We start from the raw sequence: 15,508 nt of genomic DNA on the forward strand, positions 1-15,508 counted from the left end.
GTGATGGACATATTTGATTACTATAGAACGGAAGCGAAACGAGCGGAGCTAAAATTAATCCTCGACTATGCTGCGCAGAACTCCGTAAGAGGTTTGGGCGCTAATTTCTTAGAGAAAGATATTTGGGTGACCGAAATTCTGCGGTTGCTTTACGAAGAAGATTTATTGGATGGCCATGACGTGGCTTTCAAAGGTGGAACGGCTCTTAGTAAGTGTTACAGCACCATTGAGCGATTCTCTGAGGATATTGATTTATCGATTCATTGGGCTGACTTAGCAGAATCAGGTGATGAAGTTGTCGCATGGGAGCAGACAACACGGAATCCCAGCCAGCAACGTAAGTTTAGACGTGAGCAGAGAGAGCGTTTAGAAGGTTGGACCAACGAATTTATTCAAAGGTTGAATGGCAGGCTTTCAGATTATGGCATTGAGGGCCTGAGCGCCGAAATAGAAGATGGCTCTGGTGGTGAGAAAATCGACATTCACTTCCCACATGTGGCATTTCAGGATGGCTCGTACCAACTGGAGCATGTACTGCTCGAATTTGGCGGCCGAAACCGGGGCCGGCCGACGGTTTCTAAACCGGTAACGACTTACCTGTCAGAAATAGATGAGGTTTCAAAGGCACACACCTTACCGAAAGCCGCAGTGGAGGCTTACCACCCGGATTACATTATTTGGGAAAAGCTGACCGCACTTCATCAATTCTGCACACAAGAGAACGCGCCTGATACGGTGCGGTTGTCCAGGCATTGGTACGACGTAGACTGCATTTTGAGAAACCTCGAGGAAGGCACATACCAAAGCGCCGAAGCACTGGAGAACGTTGTCGCGATGAAGTCCGCCAGGTGGGCGACTCGAGGTGTTTCTTTTGAAGACATTCTTTCCGGTGAATTGGTGTTAATCCCGCCCGACGGCTTGCTTAAAGAAATCAAAAGAGATTACGACCAGTCCGTAAGCGGTGGAATGTTCTTCAGTGCCCCTGATAGCTTTGCTGACATTATTGAGCGTTTAGCCAAACAGCAAGATCTAATTAATAGCTTTTTGAACGGACGGTGTTAATTTCGATATTTGGAATAAAGCGATCTCGTTTGTTGGCATTATTAAATTATAGGCTAATCTACACACCTAAAGTCCGGTTAAAAGGTGGAATTTTTTCCACCTAAAAACTCAGGATTTTTCGGAGATTTAGAATTTCTTGTCGCGAGGCAAAGGTCAAAATTTGAAATTTCGGAGTCGGTTTTCTGTGACCAATTTTGTCATTAAACGGTCTCAAAAGTGTCGATTTCGACGCAAAACAGAAAACCACAACACCGCTTAAGCCTCTGCTACACCTAGCTTTCACGATTTACCACCGAACCCGTGACTGCCCTCCGGAGGCAGAGGTCACAGGTTCGACTCCTGTCGGGTGCGCCAATTTATTGGGCTGTAGAGCACCCTTGTATCTTTATAGTGCCGATAACTCAAAAAGTCCCACAGTTTTGTCATTTTCGCTGGTTTGTCTTGGGCCTGTCGTTTTGTCTTTTTATGGCGTCTTAGGCCTTACCAAACCAAGCCGATGTTCGGCCCTCGTATCCTAGTACACTGCGCTAATCGAAACATAAATGATAGGGAACTTTGTGTTAAGTTCGTCACTTTCGGGCTGATAGCTTATCTTCAACGGTGTAATATTGATCAGGGTGTTAACGGGAAACTGAAATAGAATTGCCTTGCTAACTATTTCAGGATTATTTGGAGACCGAAAATGAAGCGGTTTATCTATTTCCCCCTCCCATAATACGTCTAGACCACGCTCTATTTTTAAATGACCAGTCATCGATAGTGTCTGCAAAGTTTCGACCGAAACCCCATCCTTGGATAGTAATCCAACCTCAAAATAGCCTGAGCGCTGTGGTGCAAAATCAAGTTTGTATAAATTTTCAGTGGCGCTCGCTTGAGCAACTGGCAGAAACTTGTCGTAATCTGCCGTGTACAGATCAAGTATTCGATAGATATATGGGAGCCCTATGACGGATACAACAACCACTAGGATCAAAGAAATCGCGATTTTCATTGTTAGTCCCCCAGCTTATTGTAGTTATCGATCACTCTGTCTATATAGTCTTGGCAGTTATTGTCCCCGAAGAACAAAGAGTAATCTCCGGGAGATGTCATAGTTATGGCTTTTCTCATTCGCTCGTCATTATAACCACCTTCGCACTGAGAGTATTGTAGTGGCAATCTTAACCCGAACGTCATTTGAGGTGGTCGTATATTCATTTGACGTGCAAGACTATCTCAATGACGACTGCCATGCTTATAACTAGCAGATTATCGTTGGCTACCAATTTCTTTTTGCTAACAGTGTGTCGCTCGGGGGTGGTGGTAATGAAGCGGCCTTTGGCTAATAAACAAATTGATTAATTCGTATGGATACGCCTGTGATTTTTAATGACAAAGACTTCTTACTCTGGTTGTCCTTCGCTATTTTCTTGGGCTATCTCGTATTCTCAAGGATGCGGCATAAGGCACCAGCGAAACCGTTATCCGATCGCGTTTACCTGCGGTTTCTCGCTCGTATGTTTGGCGGCATGATGCTAGGCGCGTTTATCTTGTTTCTAATCGTAACGCTGATGTTGCTAGCTTCAGCGAAATTTAGGCGCTAAGTCAGCTTGCTAGACGTAAGCACCTCCGTCCTGATTTACGAATAGAAAGCTCATACCTTAAAACGTTCAAGCGCCTTCAATGTACCTTTGCGGATAGTTTCCGCGCTTTGCTCAGCGCGAACACTTATCGAGGCAGCTTCCTCTGATGCAACATCGAGACACGCTTCTAACTTGGATGTGATGTTCACCATTGTCGAATCCATGCGATCTGGATCATAGCCAACACTCTTTGCGTGAGTTCCCCAGTGCCGAGGAAGAATTGTATGCCAATGATAATGCCGATTCTTACTATTCACCGCCATCGCCATTTTTATTTTTTTCGGATGTAGATTGCCTACTTGCGCGAATCCATGCGCTGATAATATGTCATACAACGGTGTCAGTCGGTACCCTTTAGGAGTCAGTGCCAAACTAAAGTTCTTTGCATGCCCGTCTATCGCGGCAAAAAGCCAATACAGTAACTGCGCTGACATAAATGTATCCTGATCACTAACCGAGGCCGTAGATGTGGATAAAATTTTCATTATCTCTTTAGCGCCTGGGCCGCCATGCTCCTCATACTTTGAACCACCTACCACAGCAAGCGCTTGGCAGAAATCTTCTTGCGGTAGACGATAAACCTTGTTCCCAATCACTCTTCTGTCAAAACGCTCAATAATCAAAACATCTTCACCGTTGAAGCTGTCAATTTTTGTATGCGCTACCGGCAGTCCAAGTGCCTCAACAACACGCATACAAAACCATTCATTCTCAACGCTGCTGGATAAATCAGGTTCACCTGGGCGAGTTATGATCCGCGGTTTCAATATGTGCGTTGTTGGTGTTCGGCCAACAGGGATACCCCATTGTCCCTGCCAATAAGTTAGCGCCGTTTTCTCCTGAGCACCGGCGAGTGAAAAACGAAATGCATCATTGTGCTGCATACCTAGGGTTTTACCGGTTCGCGAATCGGCTATAAGTTGACCGATTTGCGCTTCATTCAACGGGTTTATTTCAACGTCTGGAACCGGCTGAGGCTCCGGACTGGCTAGAAAGGTTAATGCGCCAATGCAGTCTTTGCCGACCGTTTCGAGCAAGTCAAAAGGTTTTGTGCTTTTAGCCCCAAGTCTATCGACAATGTATTTACGAACATCTGAACTATCGGGCAACAGATTATCAAAGTAAGCGTTTAGGGCTTCGCCGGAATATTCTTGCTCAGTTAATGGCATGGATACGGAGATTGCCCGCGCAAACTTGGATTGTAGCCAGCTATCTGAATATCGAAAGCTCAAATTATTCAGTCGCGATGTCAACGTGCCAACGAACTGATCATTCATGTGGCAATAGAGGGTCTTCTCATGTTTGCGTCGGCCCATTACCAAATAACCTCGCTGCTATTCCCGGCGCTTTGTTCAGCAGCGTCCGCGTTTAGCTGAATGCTGAGCGCTGCAAAGATTCGCAGCAAAGTCGATGTGTGCATTTCTCCGGTACGTTCAATGGACGACACACTTCTTTGTGAAAGCCCAGTTAGCTTAGCCAGTTCCTTTTGCGTGTAACCCTGCGCTTTTCTCTGCGATTTAATAAGTGCCGATAAGTCGATTGGACGCTGAATAATCATGAGTAAGCCTCATTGATGAGGTTAAGTTTATAAAACAGTAATATGAAGTGTATTACATAAAGTCAATAAAATGAAGTGAACATCATAAACAAATCTTAATGATGTTGTAATCCCTCCGAAAAATCGGAGCAGTTATAAGTAAAAATTCCAACTCCACTCCAGTGACGTCGGACATGACTCAAGCATTCTTTATGTCATAACGTAAACCGCGCATAAAGCGGGTTGTGGTCAGACACGGTACTGGTATCAATTGCCGAAGTCTCCTGCAGCGAAAGGTCGCGGTAGAAGATGAAATCGAGGGGATGTTGGCGGTAGGTTTTAATGTGGTGTGGGTCCACCATGATCGCCTGTCGCAGACCGATGCTGCGGCAGAATTGTAGCAAGCGCAAGCGGCGTTGGCGGCTCCAAACATTAAAGTCACCCGCGACAATCAGCGGCCCTTGATGACCTAGGATTTCTTCTTTGATGAGCGCTATTTCTTGCGAAAATTGCTGCGTGCGCACAAAGTTGATGGCATGAACATTGACAACCAACAAGGCGCCGCCCTCTGCCAGTGCGTGATACGAAAGCATATAACTTTTATGGGTAGCGAACAGGCCTTCGCGCTTTCTGCTCAATCGCGCCTGCGCTTCGGTAAAAGCATACTGGCTTGCCGTAATGACACCATAGGTAAAGCGCCGCGTTTGCATATTGGGCGCAACCGCATACGACCAATGCGGCAACAGCCAGCTTTCTCTGGCGCTCAGTTTTGCCTCTTGCAGCAATAAAAACAAGCAAGGATAGTCAGCTAAAATGCGCGCCAGCGCGTGTTGAAACTTGGCTGTTTCGGTCAGCTTCTGGGTGTTCCAACAGAGCACGCCAAACGCCTCACCATGAGCAATCGGATGCTCATGGATGAATTGCTGAGGAATCACGATCTTGGGTTTAAGCACTCTTTCGCCTTTTCGAAAATACGCACTTCTAGGGCGCCCGCTGCGCCACAATCTCAGACACTCGTTCAGCCTATCAGTTTCAATTCGGTATCCAGTACAGGATAGAAGTAGCCTTCCTGTCGGCAAACTGCCGCATAAATGTCGTAGTAGTTTTCACCAATTGTGCTACTTTCTAAGCCATCAGTTAGGCACAACAAGGAGTGGCTACCGCATGAATATCAATAACGATAAAGTAAAACAATTGCGTGCAGAACGAGGCTGGTCACAAGAACAATTAAGTGAGATATGTGGGTTGAATCTGCGAACCATTCAACGCGTCGAAACAAGAGGTAGCGCATCGCCAGAAACAATCAAAGCATTGGCGGCAGTCTTTGCCGTCAGCGTGGACTCACTGCAACGGCCGGTTGCGAACACGCCACGAAGCGCAGCGGCTAGCGTACTCAGCACGCTCAAAAACTTCGATGACTTTCAAAGTCACTCAGGACGCTATGAATTCTGGTGGTTCTTCGTCTTTTTCGTTTTGCTGCTGGCGTTAGCAGATACTCTCCATCTCATGCTGGCGAGCATTGTCGCAATTATTCTGCTGGTGCCATTTCTAGCAGTTTCTACGCGCCGTTTAAGAGATGCCGGTCAGAGTATCTGGTGGCAATGGCTGTACCTGGTGCCCATTGGTGGGCTTTTAGTACTTTATTTCTTGGCGATGCCAAGCTCGGAACGGTCGTAATATCAAACTCGAGTTCACACGGTTATCAGTAGCGCTCGAGCCAATGCGCGTATGGCACCGGCAACACCCACGAGGGATCTTTGACGCGCAGGGCTTTGGCAGCCTCATAGGGCCAGTGCGGATTGGCTAGATGGGCACGACCGATCATCACCAGGTCGAGCTGGCCTTGAGCGACGGTGTGCTCTGCTATTTGTGGCGCGTCAATGCCCCAAGCTGATGCCACTGGCAGCGCTGTCGCAGTGCGAATGCGTTCAGCGATCGGCGCCATAAAGCCCGGCCCCCAAGGTACATTAGCAGTAGGCGTCGAGAAACTGATGCTAACATTCAAAAAGTCCAACCCTTCGGCTTTTAAAAGCTCCGCCAGTGCAATTGCTTCTTCAAGTTGCTGCTCATCGTTACCGTCAAATTCAATGACACCCAAACGTGCGGTGAGCGGCAGGTTATCCGGCCACACTTGTTTTACCGCGCGGACCGTTTCGAGCAGAAAACGGGCGCGATTTTCGAACGTGCCACCGTACTGGTCGTCACGTTGGTTGGCATGTGGCGAAAAGAAGCTCTGCCCTAAATAGCCGTGTGCAAAATGCAGTTCAAGCCACTGAAAACCGAGGTCACGCGCGCGCGTCGCAGCTGCGACAAAATCGGCTTGCACCCGTTGAATATCTGCAATCGTCATGGCCTTGGGCGTGCGTGGCAAGTTTGCACCAAAGGGAATGGCCGATGGCGACAGGGTTTGCCATCCCTTAGGGTCATCTTCAGCAATGTGGTCATCACCGTCCCAAGGGCGATTTGCGCTGGCTTTGCGCCCAGCATGGCCGATCTGAATGCCCGGCACCGCGCCAGCAGCCTCGATTGCCGCAACGATCGGCGCAAAGGCTGCTGCCTGTGCATCATTCCAAAGCCCAGTACAATTAGGCGTAATGCGCCCCTCCGGCGACACTGCGGTTGCTTCGACAATCACCAAACCAGCGCCACCTCGCGCTAGACCTGCGTAATGGCTCAAGTGCCAGTCATTGGGCACCCCTTCTTCCGCCATGTATTGACACATTGGCGGGACCGCGATGCGATTCCGTAAGGTTACATCTTTCAATTCAAAGGGTTGAAATAGAGCTGACATACAAAGCCTACCTTTAAGGTTAGAATACGGAACTAGCGCAATACATTAACTTTTACCACGAGTTTTAGTAAGTTAAGAAAATCTATTTAGGCCATCGAAAAAATAAATGCTACTCACCTTGATCAGAACCACACGCCCTAATTTCTTGATACTCACAGTTGCCGTGGTAGCGCTGGCGGTGGCGCTGGCGACTCAGCACAGTCAACCGCTATCGCTTGAATTGGCCGCACTTGTACTATTCGGCGCCCTAGCTGCACACGCCGGCGTCAATGTACTGAACGAGGTGCATGATGCGCGTTCAGGTCTTGATTTGCTCACGCATCGCACTCCATTTAGTGGCGGCAGTGGTGCGCTGCAAGCGCATCCAGCAGCGATCGACGCAGCGGCTCTAATGGGAAAGGTTTTGCTGATTCTGGTTACGGCGATAGGTTGTTTCTTTATTTATCTGCGAGGTTTACAGCTGTTGCCGCTGGGCTTGGCTGGCTTGCTGTTGGTGATCTCTTACACCCCCATCATCACCCATCGGCCGTGGCTCTGTTTGATCGCTCCAGGGCTGGGCTTCGGGCCGTTGATGGTCATGGGGAGCTATTTTGTCCTCACAGGCGAGTACACCGCCTCGGTATTTTGGGTGTCATTGATACCCTTTTTCTTGGTCAATAACTTGTTGCTGTTGAATCAATTCCCCGATGCAGCAGCCGATATTGAAGTCGGTCGCCGAAATCTGCTCACGGCCTATGGACCGCGCGTTGCCAGCATCACCTTCCGTATTTTCCTTGGCCTCACTTATGTGCTCTTGGCGCTATTCCTCGTGGTAGAAGTGCTTCCACCGCCAGCGGCATTAGGCTTTATCAGTCTCGTCGTGGCGCTACCGCTCTATCGCGCTAGTGTCACCCTCGACAAACCTCTACCCACACGGTTGCTAGCACTGAATGTGGTGCTAACAATTAGCCTGCCACTGCTGATTTCATTGGGTTTACTGCTGCATTGATTTTTGCCCACGGAGTCGTTGAGCAGCAACTCGCTTTGCAGTATTCTGACTATCTATCTCCCCTGCCAATAATGAGCCCTACTATGACCTATAGAACTCTTTGTGCAACGCTTATGAGCTTAGCGCTCGTCGCGTGTTCTGAGCCAGCGCCGGAAGCCGAAACCAGCCAAGATCAGACGCAGATCAACCTCACCAGTTTCAAACAAGACGTAAAAACTTTGGCATCCGATGAGTTTCTCGGCCGCGGTCCTTTGACTGAGGGGGAGACGCTTACGATTGAGTACCTCGCCAAGCGCTATCAGGAAATGGGGATAGCTGGTGCCGTCAACGGTGACTACTTTCAACCTGTTGAAATTGCGCAGATCACACCAGATCCAGCGATGTCCTTAACGATTGGTGATATTCAGTTGACGGCTGGAGAGCAATTCACCGCGCGCACCGAGCAATTACGAGAACAGATACAACTTAACAATTCTGAAGTTGTGTTTCTTGGCTATGGTATTGATGCTCCCGAGTATAATTGGAATGATTTTGCAGATGTTGACGTCACCGGTAAAACCATCATTGTGCTGGTTAATGACCCCGGTTATGCCACTCAAAATGACGACCTCTTTACCGGTAACGCAATGACTTATTACGGACGCTGGACCTACAAGTATGAGGAAGGAGCTCGTAAAGGAGCGGATGCAGTTTTTATCGTGCATGAAACAGCGCCAGCAGCTTATCCTTGGAGTGTCGTCGAGAGTTCAAATACCGGCAGCAAATATACCCTCATAGATGACGAAAAGAATGCATCACGCGTTCCGATCATGGGCTGGCTCGATCTAGCTTCAGCAGAAGCCATTTTCGCCCAAGCAGGCCTTGACTATCATTCCGAAAAAGCCCGTGCCTTGACTCCTGAATTCACTCCAGTGGCCCTAAAAAGTAAAGCGAATTTAACCCTAAACAATAGTATCCATATTGCTCAATCGCAGAATGTGGTGGCTGAGATAAAAGGATCAGAAAAACCCAATGAATATATTGTTATTGGGGCACACTGGGACCACTTTGGCAGTCGTGAAACTCCAGAGGGTCTTGAAATTTACAATGGCGCCATCGATAACGCTGCTGGGGTGGCGGCAAAATTAGAGATGGCACGTCTACTCATGGCCATGCATCAACAAAAACCGTTTAAGCGCTCCATTCTATTCGCTGACTTTACCGCTGAAGAAACGGGTCTCATTGGTTCCGAACATCTAGCTCGCGGCGGTATCGTCGATCCCGCGCAAATGGTTGCACTCCTCAATATTGATGGTATGAACGTATTAGAAGCAACCGACTACGTTTTGCAATATGGTAAAGACATGTCAGAAATGGAGGACTATCTGGCGGCCGCAGCTGCTGCACAAGGCCGTGTGATTAAAATGGATCCACGCCCTGAAAATGGTTTGTTTTTCCGTTCAGATCATTTGTCTTTCGCCAAACAGGGAGTACCAAGCATTTTGTTTATGAATTTAGGAGACAGTGACCCAGAGTATATAAGTCATCGTTACCACAAAGTCAGTGACGATTACTCTCCTGACTGGCCATTAGCTGGAGTAAAACAAGACATCGAGCTGATGACCGCTATTGCCGTAGAGCTCGCTAACAATGATGACTGGCCAGCATGGAAAGCCGACTCGGACTTTAAGAAGCGCCGAGCGCAAGACCGTCCAGAATAACAAGAAAACGAAAGTCTTTAAGCCCCTGCAACCTGCAGGGGCTTTTTTTTACTAAATAATTGACCGCGTAAGCTTAGAGAGATCTATCAACTCAATCGACTCAGATCTAGCTCGTCAATTGTGCTTAAAATTGATAGCTCACAGCTACATCAATCGAGCGGCCGCGCGCATTGTACTGAGTGATATCGTAAAAGTACGCGCCTGCTGCTGGGTCAAAGGGCGGCTGACGATCGGCTAGATTTTGTACGGTGACGCTGACCACTGTGTCCTGCCATCCCGCGTAACTGACTTTGGTATTCAATGCGGTATAGCTACTGACTTCTGGCCGCAGCCCTGGATTACTCGATGCAGTCGCAACGCGCTGTTGGTAGCTATGGGTGTAATCAGCACTGAGTGCGAGCGTCCAATGGTTCCGCTGCCACTTGGCCACGGTACGCCCTTGCCAACTTGGCAGTGCACCGAACTGGTTACTACCAGCACCATCAATCGGCGTTACACCGACCACTAATGCTTGCTCGTAATCTAGCAAATGCGACCAATTCGAGACAATTTCAGCTGCTCCACCAAAGGCTGCAAAGCGATAGCTTAGATCCACGTCGATGCCAGATACTGTGCGTGTTCCTTGGTTGGCATATTGGTTGGTAATGATCTGCAAGCGCCCTGCCTGATCGCGTTGCACACGATCCGCAAACGCTGCCTCATTGTTGATAATGTACTGAGCATTGTCTGGCGAAATAATGTCGTCTTGTTCAATTTTGAAGTAATCAATGGCGGCACTGAACGCGCGCGTCGGTGACCAGACGGCGCCAAAATTAACGTTGGTTGAACGCTCTGCCTCTAAATCAGCATTGCCGCTGCGTAATTGCGTAAAACCGCGGCGCACGCCCGGTTCAACCGGATCATTTGGGTCAATGACAGAACCATAACTAATGGTGTTACTTTGTGAGATTTCTGGCAATCCCGGAGCGCGGAAGCCGCGTGACCATGAACCACGGAACAACCATGCGTCATTGAGTAAGTAGTAGGCCGATACTTTTGGCGAAACCGCACTACCAAAATCATCGTAGGAATCTGCGCGCACGGCAGTATTCACATTCAGTCCGGCAGCTAAAGGAAGATCAAGTTCGACATAACCGGCAATCACTTCGCGTTCGCCATTTATCAAGTTAATCGCCGGGCGTAATTCGGTACCAGACAAGACCTCTTCAGATGTGCCAGCATCCATTTGCTCGTTCCGCCAATCAATTCCGGTAGCAAACCCTACGTCGCCATGTGGCCAATACGCCAAGACGCGAGAGGCCGTCAGGTTAGCCGATTGCAGTTGATAAAACCCTGGACGGCGAGTTGCGATGCGCAGCGCAGCAATCGACTCCGCACTATTTTCACCACCAAAGAAATCGTACTCACCACTGGCTAAATAATCTTCGAACGTGTAACGATTGACAAAATTACTTACGTATTCACGCTGACGACTCTGCGACTGCAAGACGTTCAAATTAACATCCCAAACATTTCCAGAGTAGCGAGCACCAACTAAAAAGCGGTTAAAGATCTGATGATTGGACTTCAATCGCGCACCGACATCAAAAAAGGTATGTTCAAACGGCAATGGCGCGTCGGTGGGGTTGTCAGGGTGACCCACTGGCAGCTCTACCGGAATATTCACTAAAGTGCCCGTTGCGCGGTCGTAGGCACGTAAACCTGCACCGACGCTAAGTGGCGCGCCAAAGGTGTGACTGGACTTGTTATCGCTGTAGAGAACTTCACCGACCAATTCAAGCTCACTGTTGACCAAATACGTACTTTGCACCGACAGTTGCCGACGGCTCACTTCGGGTTGCAAGGTATTGTAAGGCTGCGCATTAAACGCACAAACTTGACCGTCGCGATTAGGCGTGAAATCACTCCAGTCGCGTAGCTCTGATTCACCAGGACACTCGGCAAACGGCCGTGGTTGCTGCGGATCATCCAAATAGTTGCCACCTTGGGTAGACCACCCCGCAAGACGCCCACCCGGTTGATCACGAAAATCGCCGCTACGCGTCAGCTCGCGTTCACTGGCATTCAGCTCGTCACGCTCCAACGCATCCAGACTCAGGGTGATGTTGTAACCATCAGCATTGAGCGAACCGAAACCCGTCACGATCCCCGCGCTGTATTGATTCAAGCCGCCTTCTGTGGCTGTCCCTGCCGAAGCAGAAACTTGTGTGCCCTGATAATCGCGCCGCAGAATAATGTTGACCACGCCTGCTATCGCGTCGGAACCATAAGCGGCTGAGGCGCCGTCTTTGAGCACTTCAATACGCGCTACGGCGCTAAGCGGCAATGCGTTCAAATCGACAAAGGTATCTTGCGTACCCAACGCAAAGCCGTAGTTTGACACCCGTTGACCATTCACCAATAACAAGGTGTTTTTGGGGCTCAACCCACGTAAGGCAATCGACGCCGAGCCAGCCGAAAAGCTACTGGTAAATTGCTCGTCGTAGCTATTGCCAGTATTGACCGTTAAATCGCGTAACACATCCGTTAACGTAACTTTTCCGCTTAATGCGATATCTTCCGCCGACACCACTTGCAACGGTGTCGCGTCCTCATTGTGGGTACGGCGAATGTGCGAACCCGTGACCTGAATACGCTCAACTTTGGCTTCATTCTGATTTGCCAAAGACAGTGGAGATGCTGCTGCAGCAGCGACGCCTACAATAGAAACAGCTAGGTAGGACGTAAAACTCTTAGACATTGAAAACCTCTTCTTTAGTGAATAGCGACAACATTATTAGACGTTTAGATGCTTGGACGTCTAAATGTACATTAGCTTTTCAACTAAAGAAACCCCTTTTAATAATTTTTTATGATTAACAAATAGGGGAACAACGGCGAGGCATTGTTGTGCCTCACGGTTGTAATGCGGCTTGATTTAGCGCTTGAATCGCAAAACTACCCAACCAATGCCCGCCTTCATAACTATCACCAATCAGATTTGGGTAAGAATAGGCCATATGTTGGTCAGCAACAGCGCGTAAGTGGGCGTACTGCGGGTAGGCAGTCGCCAGCGTATATAAATTCCACGCGCGGCTGAAATTGAGGCCATCTAAATGCACGAGTTTGCCATCGGTGCGGTCGCTGACTTTACCGACTTCCAGACTGTAATCTGGGTCGGCGAGCTGCGGCATAAACGCTTGCAGCCATGGTAAAAACTTATCGGCAGGCAATACCCGTTGCATCAAGCCAATTTCTTCAAGGCATGGCGAAATAAAGTCATAGCCACTCGGTTCCCAGCTAATGGGGCAGTTCTCGTCGGCGCTGAAATAGTTTCGAGCACGCGCTTCAATCAGCTGTTGCAATTCGGTGAGCCCTTGATTGACCGCATAATCGTGCGCAAAGCTTAAGCCAAATGCGGTATTGCTGTGTTCCCCGACTCGGACCGGGTACAACAACTGTGGTAGGAATTCCATATAGCGCTGCACGATGACATCCACCAACGGTTGCAAGTTGGCGGCATACTCCGCTGCTTTTGGGTCATCCCATGCTTTAAGCTCATCTGACAACTTCAATAACCACGCCCAACCATAGGTACGCTCAAACGACTTGTTGATATCTTTGCTAAAGAAAGCTGCTTCTTGCTGACCGTTTTCAGCGGTGAGATTGCGATCCAGAATCGCCCGTGCCTCATCGGCATGCTCCATTTCCGGAAACTGCCGCAGCAAAGTCACCAGCGACCAATAGCCGTGCGCGGCACTGTGCCAATCGAAGCAACCGTAAAAAATGGGGTGATGTTGCGCCGGTTCTTTTAAATCATCAGCGCTGCCCAACACAATGCCAGTTTTGTATGGGTACGGTGTTTCAACGCAATGCAGCGGTAAGGTGATCAATTTGTCCGCTTCAACGGCAGTTAATGAATGTGCATCTTCGCTTGCCACGGCGGCTTGCGTCAGTACGCTGCTCACGCTAAGTAGCGCGGCATAGGCGAGTTTCCGAGTTTTCATTGAGTGATACTCCTGGAATCAGTAGGTAGCTACAGCTTAAAACAACTGTACCACTGTCGACCATCTATTTGTGCGATTCGTCAACACACAAACTTGCATAACTACAAATGTAGATATATGCTTCAACTACAACTGTAGAGATAAAGAGGCTTTCATGTCACTTTCGGATTTTGAACTCGAGGTCATGCAACTGCTTTGGGAACTTGAAGAAGCAACTGCACCGCAACTTCACAAGTTAATTGCGCAACGGCGACCGGTAAAATACACCACGGTCAAAACAATCATCGACCGCTTGGAGAAAAAGGCCGCTCTCCAGCGTAGTCGCACCGAAGGCCGAACTATTTTCTACGCGCCACTCACGGTTAAAAAGGACGTTCGCGGTTCATTACTTAAAGACTTTATCAACAAGGTGTTTCTTGGCAAAAGTCAACCACTTGCCGCGCATATCCTTGAAGAAGAAGAGCTCTCAATCGACGATATCGAGTATCTTGAAAAGCTCCTGAAAGAGCGCAAACAGGAGCTGCAATAATGCTCATCTATTTTGTCCTCAACAGCGCGATAGCATTTGTTGCACTTACCCTCATCCGCTTTGGCCATGGCAGTCCGCGCAGCAACTATTATCTGTCGACTTTTGCACTAGCGACATGGCTTATTCCCTATCATTGGATCGCCCAGTGGGCCGCGCATCAAACCATCGTCAATCCGCTCATTCTAAGGCAAGTTCAGCAACAAGTTGGAACGCTACTACCGACGACAAACATGATCTCAGTGACCAGCGCTGAAGCGCCTACCACGGTGCTCGTTGTCCTGCTGACACTCGGCGGTGGTTACTTCATTTTGACTCTACTGCAAAATGTTAGAGCGACGCGCAGCATCTTGGATGCTCCATGTTTTCATCACGATTTCAAATTGAGCGAACATTACAAGACCCCCATCTACCGCTCAACACATGTGTCTACCGGGCTGCTGTTGGGTTTACGCAAGCCGAAAATCGTCATCGCTGCTGATCTGCAAGATCCGCAGCAAATCGATATTGTGGTCGCGCACGAACGTACCCATCAACGCCGCCACGACAACCTGCGATTGTTATTTCTTTCGTACATGGCGTGTCTGTTCTGGTGGAATCCGTGGGTGCGATGGTTGGTGCAGCGCAATCGATTTTTAATTGAAGCGCTTTGCGACGCGCAAACTGGCGACCATTTGGGGCGCGTTTTTTATCTCGAACAACTCGCATCTCTGCTACTAACTCGGCAACAACGCACTCGGCACCCCATTGCCAACGCCGCGCTGTCAAAAAAGCGAAATAACATTGAACGTCTACAGCTACTCAAGGAACCTAACCGTATGACACTACCCAAAATGCTCATGTACAGCTTTGTTTTCTGTGTATCACTTAGCGCTGTCACTTGGACTAGTTTTGCCTCTGCACTGACGCCCATGGTGGAATCCACCAAGGCAGATAGCAAGGGTGCTCTCATTGAGTTTGACATTGAAATAACCGAATACGATGACACGGCAGGCACAAGTGTCTCACGATCAGAACTATCGGTTTGGGTTGATTTCAATAAGCGCGCGCGGGTGCAGATTGGCGAGAATTACCGTTTCGATTTTACCATCTCCGATCGCGATGATAGCGCCGCGGTCGACATGGAAATTGTCGATCTCAGAGGGGCCGAGCCGCAAGTCATTGCCAGTCCAAGTATGCGCATAGCCTATGGCAAATCGGGCTTGATCGAGATCGCCAACGACACTCAAACAAGCCCTGAATTTTCAGTTCGACTGCAACTCGAACGTGCGACGCAACCGCGCTCATAACAGCATG

The 15,508-nt window shown here is 48.9% G+C and carries 13 protein-coding genes; 6 read left to right on the forward strand and 7 right to left on the reverse strand.

Features of this window, described 5'->3' with window-relative positions; genetic code table 11:
- Window positions 1–1,062: nucleotidyl transferase AbiEii/AbiGii toxin family protein (locus tag IDAT_RS10360; RefSeq protein ID WP_244441643.1), on the forward strand; the 1,062-nt coding region annotated here is incomplete at its 5' end.
- Window positions 1,063–1,576: 514 nt separating this feature from the next.
- On the opposite strand, the gene IDAT_RS10365 is transcribed toward IDAT_RS10360, so the two are convergent.
- From IDAT_RS10365 to IDAT_RS10385, 4 genes are all read right to left on the reverse strand, one after another.
- Window positions 1,577–2,053 carry a hypothetical protein gene (locus tag IDAT_RS10365; RefSeq protein ID WP_034733397.1) on the reverse strand — a complete coding sequence of 159 codons (477 nt, stop codon included), beginning with the start codon at window positions 2,051–2,053 and terminating at the stop codon, window positions 1,577–1,579.
- Between the two features lie 642 nt (window positions 2,054–2,695).
- A complete protein-coding gene (locus IDAT_RS10375; RefSeq protein ID WP_162178400.1) occupies window positions 2,696–3,961 on the reverse strand; it encodes a type II toxin-antitoxin system HipA family toxin in 1,266 nt (421 codons plus the stop codon).
- A 38-nt stretch (window positions 3,962–3,999) separates the two neighbouring features.
- Entirely contained in the window at window positions 4,000–4,242 is a 243-nt protein-coding gene (locus tag IDAT_RS10380) for a helix-turn-helix domain-containing protein (RefSeq protein WP_051986725.1), read from the reverse strand.
- Between the two features lie 194 nt (window positions 4,243–4,436).
- Window positions 4,437–5,174 (reverse strand): endonuclease/exonuclease/phosphatase family protein, encoded by a 738-nt coding sequence (locus tag IDAT_RS10385; protein WP_034733400.1) that lies wholly within the window; start codon window positions 5,172–5,174, stop codon window positions 4,437–4,439.
- Window positions 5,175–5,385: 211 nt separating this feature from the next.
- Here IDAT_RS10385 and IDAT_RS13345 point away from each other — a divergent pair, with 211 nt between their 5' ends.
- On the forward strand, window positions 5,386–5,898 hold the full coding sequence (locus IDAT_RS13345) for a DUF805 domain-containing protein (RefSeq protein WP_051986728.1): 513 nt from the start codon (window positions 5,386–5,388) through the stop codon (window positions 5,896–5,898).
- A 25-nt stretch (window positions 5,899–5,923) separates the two neighbouring features.
- On the opposite strand, the gene IDAT_RS10395 is transcribed toward IDAT_RS13345, so the two are convergent.
- A complete protein-coding gene (locus tag IDAT_RS10395) occupies window positions 5,924–7,012 on the reverse strand; it encodes an NADH:flavin oxidoreductase/NADH oxidase (protein WP_034733401.1) in 1,089 nt (362 codons plus the stop codon).
- Window positions 7,013–7,118: 106 nt separating this feature from the next.
- On the opposite strand from IDAT_RS10395, the gene IDAT_RS10400 reads away from it, so the two are divergent.
- On the forward strand, window positions 7,119–8,000 hold the full coding sequence (locus tag IDAT_RS10400; RefSeq protein ID WP_034733402.1) for a prenyltransferase: 882 nt from the start codon (window positions 7,119–7,121) through the stop codon (window positions 7,998–8,000).
- A gap of 83 nt (window positions 8,001–8,083) precedes the next feature.
- On the forward strand, window positions 8,084–9,700 hold the full coding sequence (locus IDAT_RS10405; RefSeq protein ID WP_034733403.1) for a M28 family peptidase: 1,617 nt from the start codon (window positions 8,084–8,086) through the stop codon (window positions 9,698–9,700).
- 124 nt (window positions 9,701–9,824) lie between these two features.
- On the opposite strand, the gene IDAT_RS10410 is transcribed toward IDAT_RS10405, so the two are convergent.
- Window positions 9,825–12,440, reverse strand: a complete 2,616-nt coding sequence (locus tag IDAT_RS10410) for a TonB-dependent receptor (protein WP_034733404.1) — start codon at window positions 12,438–12,440, stop codon at window positions 9,825–9,827.
- A gap of 154 nt (window positions 12,441–12,594) precedes the next feature.
- Window positions 12,595–13,686, reverse strand: a complete 1,092-nt coding sequence (locus IDAT_RS10415; RefSeq protein WP_034733405.1) for a DUF2891 domain-containing protein — start codon at window positions 13,684–13,686, stop codon at window positions 12,595–12,597.
- Between the two features lie 154 nt (window positions 13,687–13,840).
- Here IDAT_RS10415 and IDAT_RS10420 point away from each other — a divergent pair, with 154 nt between their 5' ends.
- Window positions 13,841–14,215, forward strand: a complete 375-nt coding sequence (locus IDAT_RS10420; protein WP_034733406.1) for a BlaI/MecI/CopY family transcriptional regulator — start codon at window positions 13,841–13,843, stop codon at window positions 14,213–14,215.
- Window positions 14,215–15,501 carry a M56 family metallopeptidase gene (locus IDAT_RS10425; protein WP_034733407.1) on the forward strand — a complete coding sequence of 429 codons (1,287 nt, stop codon included), beginning with the start codon at window positions 14,215–14,217 and terminating at the stop codon, window positions 15,499–15,501. Before IDAT_RS10420 ends, IDAT_RS10425 begins: the two co-directional genes overlap by 1 nt.
- Window positions 15,502–15,508: the final 7 nt, after the last annotated feature.

Origin of the sequence: Pseudidiomarina atlantica, assembly GCF_000753735.1 — a bacterium.
GTDB lineage: Bacteria > Pseudomonadota > Gammaproteobacteria > Enterobacterales > Alteromonadaceae > Pseudidiomarina > Pseudidiomarina atlantica.

What these genes read in the sequence shown, in the direction of transcription:
- IDAT_RS10405 (WP_034733403.1), top strand. Translation starts at nt 8,084, where the DNA reads ATGACCTATAGAACTCTTTGTGCAACGCTTATGAGCTTAGCGCTCGTC.
- IDAT_RS10365 (WP_034733397.1), bottom strand. Translation starts at nt 2,053, where the DNA reads ATGAAAATCGCGATTTCTTTGATCCTAGTGGTTGTTGTATCCGTCATA.
- IDAT_RS10400 (WP_034733402.1), top strand. Translation starts at nt 7,119, where the DNA reads ATGCTACTCACCTTGATCAGAACCACACGCCCTAATTTCTTGATACTC.
- IDAT_RS10380 (WP_051986725.1), bottom strand. Translation starts at nt 4,242, where the DNA reads ATGATTATTCAGCGTCCAATCGACTTATCGGCACTTATTAAATCGCAG.
- IDAT_RS10415 (WP_034733405.1), bottom strand. Translation starts at nt 13,686, where the DNA reads ATGAAAACTCGGAAACTCGCCTATGCCGCGCTACTTAGCGTGAGCAGC.
- IDAT_RS10425 (WP_034733407.1), top strand. Translation starts at nt 14,215, where the DNA reads ATGCTCATCTATTTTGTCCTCAACAGCGCGATAGCATTTGTTGCACTT.
- IDAT_RS10375 (WP_162178400.1), bottom strand. Translation starts at nt 3,961, where the DNA reads ATGAATGATCAGTTCGTTGGCACGTTGACATCGCGACTGAATAATTTG.
- IDAT_RS10410 (WP_034733404.1), bottom strand. Translation starts at nt 12,440, where the DNA reads ATGTCTAAGAGTTTTACGTCCTACCTAGCTGTTTCTATTGTAGGCGTC.
- IDAT_RS10420 (WP_034733406.1), top strand. Translation starts at nt 13,841, where the DNA reads ATGTCACTTTCGGATTTTGAACTCGAGGTCATGCAACTGCTTTGGGAA.
- IDAT_RS13345 (WP_051986728.1), top strand. Translation starts at nt 5,386, where the DNA reads ATGAATATCAATAACGATAAAGTAAAACAATTGCGTGCAGAACGAGGC.
- IDAT_RS10395 (WP_034733401.1), bottom strand. Translation starts at nt 7,012, where the DNA reads ATGTCAGCTCTATTTCAACCCTTTGAATTGAAAGATGTAACCTTACGG.